Genomic DNA, 3,095 nt, shown 5'->3' on the forward strand with positions numbered 1-3,095 from the left:
GCCAACGCGACCGAGGAGCTGTTGGCGGGTGTCTGGGCGCAGGTGCTGGGAGTCGACCGGGTCGGAGCCCAGGACAACTTCTTCGAACTCGGCGGCGACTCCATCATAAGTATCCAAGTGGTCGCGCGTGCCCGGGAGTTCGGCATCCATGTCACCGTTGCCCAGCTGTTCGACCACCAGACCGTTGCGGGTCTCGCCACGGTGGCCGAGGGGCAGAGCGCGGCGGAGGCCGAACAAGGCTTGGTGATGGGCGACTTCCCGCTGACTCCGATCCAGCGCTGGTTCTTCGAACAGGACCTGAACGAGCCCGGACACTTCAATCAGTCGATGCTTCTCGACGTCACCCAGCGGGTGGATCCCGAGCTGATGCGCTCTGCCGTGGCAGCGGTGCTCGAACAGCATGACGCGCTGCGGTCGAGGTTCGTCCGGGAGGGTGAGGTTTGGGTCGGCCGCGTACTGGCTGCCGAGCCGGCCGATTCCGTACAGGTGATCCGGAGCACGGGCCTGGACGACGACGAGGAGTGGGCGTTCCTGAACGCTCGGGGCAACGAGGTGCAGGCCGGCCTCGACCTGGCGAACGGTCCGCTGGTACGGATTGTGGTGATCGACCGCGGCGACCGGGGCCAGCTGCTGCTCGTCGTGGCTCATCACCTGGTGGTGGACGCCGTCTCCTGGCCCGTGATTCTCGAGGACCTGACGGCCGCCTACGGACAGGTCGAGCGCGGGCTCCCGGTGAAGCTGCCGGCGAAGACAACATCGTTCATGGGCTGGTCGCAGCGGCTGACGGAGCTGGCGGCATCACCCGCACTCGCAGCGGAGACCGCGTACTGGCGGACGGCGGAGACCGCGGGCGGCGCAGTGCCCCGCGATCACGACGGGTCGAACACCATCGCATCGGCACAGGAGCTGTCGGTCACGCTCGACGCCGAGCAGACCGAGCGGCTGCTGCGGGAAGTGCCGGGAGCGTTCGGGACACAGATCAACGACGTGCTGCTGAGCGTGCTCGGGACAGTGTTCACGGAATGGTGCCAGGCGCCGTCGGTGGTCGTGGACCTGGAGGGGCACGGCCGCGAGGACGTGGGATCCGACATCGACGTCTCACGAACCGTGGGCTGGTTCACCAGCGTGTACCCGGTGGTGCTCGGCGGCGCCTCCGGCAGAGACCCGGGTGAGGCACTTCGCCGTACGAAGGAGTACCTGCGAGCGATTCCGCGGAAGGGGCAGGGCTACGGCCTCCTGCGCTACCTGGCCGACTGGACACCGGGCGGGGGCGCGGAACTGGCCTTCAACTACCTGGGTCAGACGACCCAGGCGGTCGGCCCGGCAAGTGGCTCCGGGGGACGGTTCACGCCGACCGGCCGGGCGCTCGGCGACTCACAGTCGACGCAGGGGCCGCGCACCCACCTCATCGAGATCAACAGCCAGATCGCGCTGGGCCGCCTGGAGCTGGTCTGGATGTACAGCAGCCAGGTGCACGACCGGGCGACGGTGCTCCGCCTCGCGCAGCGCTACATCACGGTTCTCGAGGACCTCATCGAATACTGCTGCCGCCCCGAGGCGGGCGGATACACGCCGTCCGACTTCCCCCTGGCCGGAGTGGACCAGGACATGCTCGACCTCATTCAACAGCGCTTCGACTCACCCGACCACACCGGTGAGATCGCCGATTCCGGAGGTGCGATATGACGGCATTCGACTCGGCAGCAGGCCGACGGGGTCGGGCGATCGAGAACATCTACCCGCTGACCGCTCTGCAGCAGGGAATGTTGTTCCACACCGAGCTGGCCGACGAGCCCGGGATGTACTGGGTGCAGGACGGGCTGCTGCTGGAGGGCGCGCTCGATCTGGACGCCCTGCGCCGGGCGTGGGAGCTGATGTTCTCCCGGCACGAGGTACTGCGCACCACTGTCGTGCGGGAGGGCGTCGCCACGCCGCTGTCGGTGGTGTCCCGGTCGGTTCCCCTGCCGCTCCAGGTCCTCGACGTATCGCACCTGGACGAGACGGGCCGGCAGGAGGCGGTCGACGCGTATCTCGCCTCCGACTGGGAGCGCGGCGCCGACTTCGCCTCCCAGACATTGGTGCGGATCGCAGTGATAGGCCTGGCGGCGGACCGCCACCAGCTGGTGTGGAGCTACCACCACATGCTCCTCGACGGCTGGAGCGCCCCGATCGTCGTGGCCGAACTGATGGATGCCTACCAGGCGTTCCGTGCGGGAGGCGAGCCGCGACTTCCAGTACGCAGGCCCTTCCGGGACTTCGTCGGATGGGTGTCCGGGCAGGATCTGGACGCGGCACGAAGCTATTGGCGTGAGCGCCTCGCCGGAATCACCGAGGCGACTTCACTGGGCATCGAGCGCGCCACCGGCGACCAGGGGCCGGGCGAGGCCCGGGTGCCGCTGTCCGCGGAGGTGGCCGGCACCGGACTGACCGAGTTCGCGCGCCGTCATCGCCTGACGCCGAACACGGTGGTGCAGGCCGCTTGGGCCATCGTCATGTCCGTGTACTCCGGCAGCGACGACGTGATGTTCGGCGTGACCACGTCGGGCCGCGACGGCCAGCTCGACGGCATGGAGTCGATGGTCGGGATGCTGCTCAACACGACACCGGTCAGGATCGGCGTCGACCGTGACGTGCCGCTCACGGACTGGCTGACACGCCTGCAGGACGAGCAGGTGAGGGCCCGGCAGTACGAGCACACGCCGCTGGTGACGATTGCGGCCTGCAGTGACCTGCCGCCCGGGAAGCCCCTGTTCAACAGCCTCTTCGTGTTCGAGAACTTCCCGGTCCAGGACCTGGAGGAGGAGCAGCGGAACGCGACGGCGAGCGGGCTGCGGGCCGGAATCAACTTCGGGCGCGAACAGGCGAATTACCCGTTGAGCGTGACTGCGAGCTCCGGCCGTGAACTCCTGATCAAGCTGTCCTACGACCGTGCCCAGATCGATGCCGACGCGATGGACCGGATGGCCGGGCACATGGCTCGCGTGCTGGAGTCGATCGTCAGCGATGCGGGGGTGCGGGTGGGTGATGTGTCGGTGTTGTCGGTGGGTGAGCGTGAGTTGGTGGTGGAGGGGTGGAATGCGTCGTCGGTGGTGTTG

2 protein-coding genes are annotated in these 3,095 nt (G+C 68.1%); both read left to right on the top strand.

The window, feature by feature from the left end:
* A partial coding sequence (locus ACFT7S_RS38570) for a condensation domain-containing protein (protein WP_382741212.1) occupies window positions 1-1,686 on the top strand: 1,686 nt, incomplete at its 5' end.
* A partial coding sequence (locus ACFT7S_RS38575; RefSeq protein WP_382741215.1) for a condensation domain-containing protein occupies window positions 1,683-3,095 on the top strand: 1,413 nt, incomplete at its 3' end. The genes ACFT7S_RS38570 and ACFT7S_RS38575, both read left to right, overlap by 4 nt.

The sequence above is a fragment of the Streptomyces sp. NPDC057136 genome, from assembly GCF_042670885.1.
Classification (GTDB): domain Bacteria; phylum Actinomycetota; class Actinomycetes; order Streptomycetales; family Streptomycetaceae; genus Streptomyces.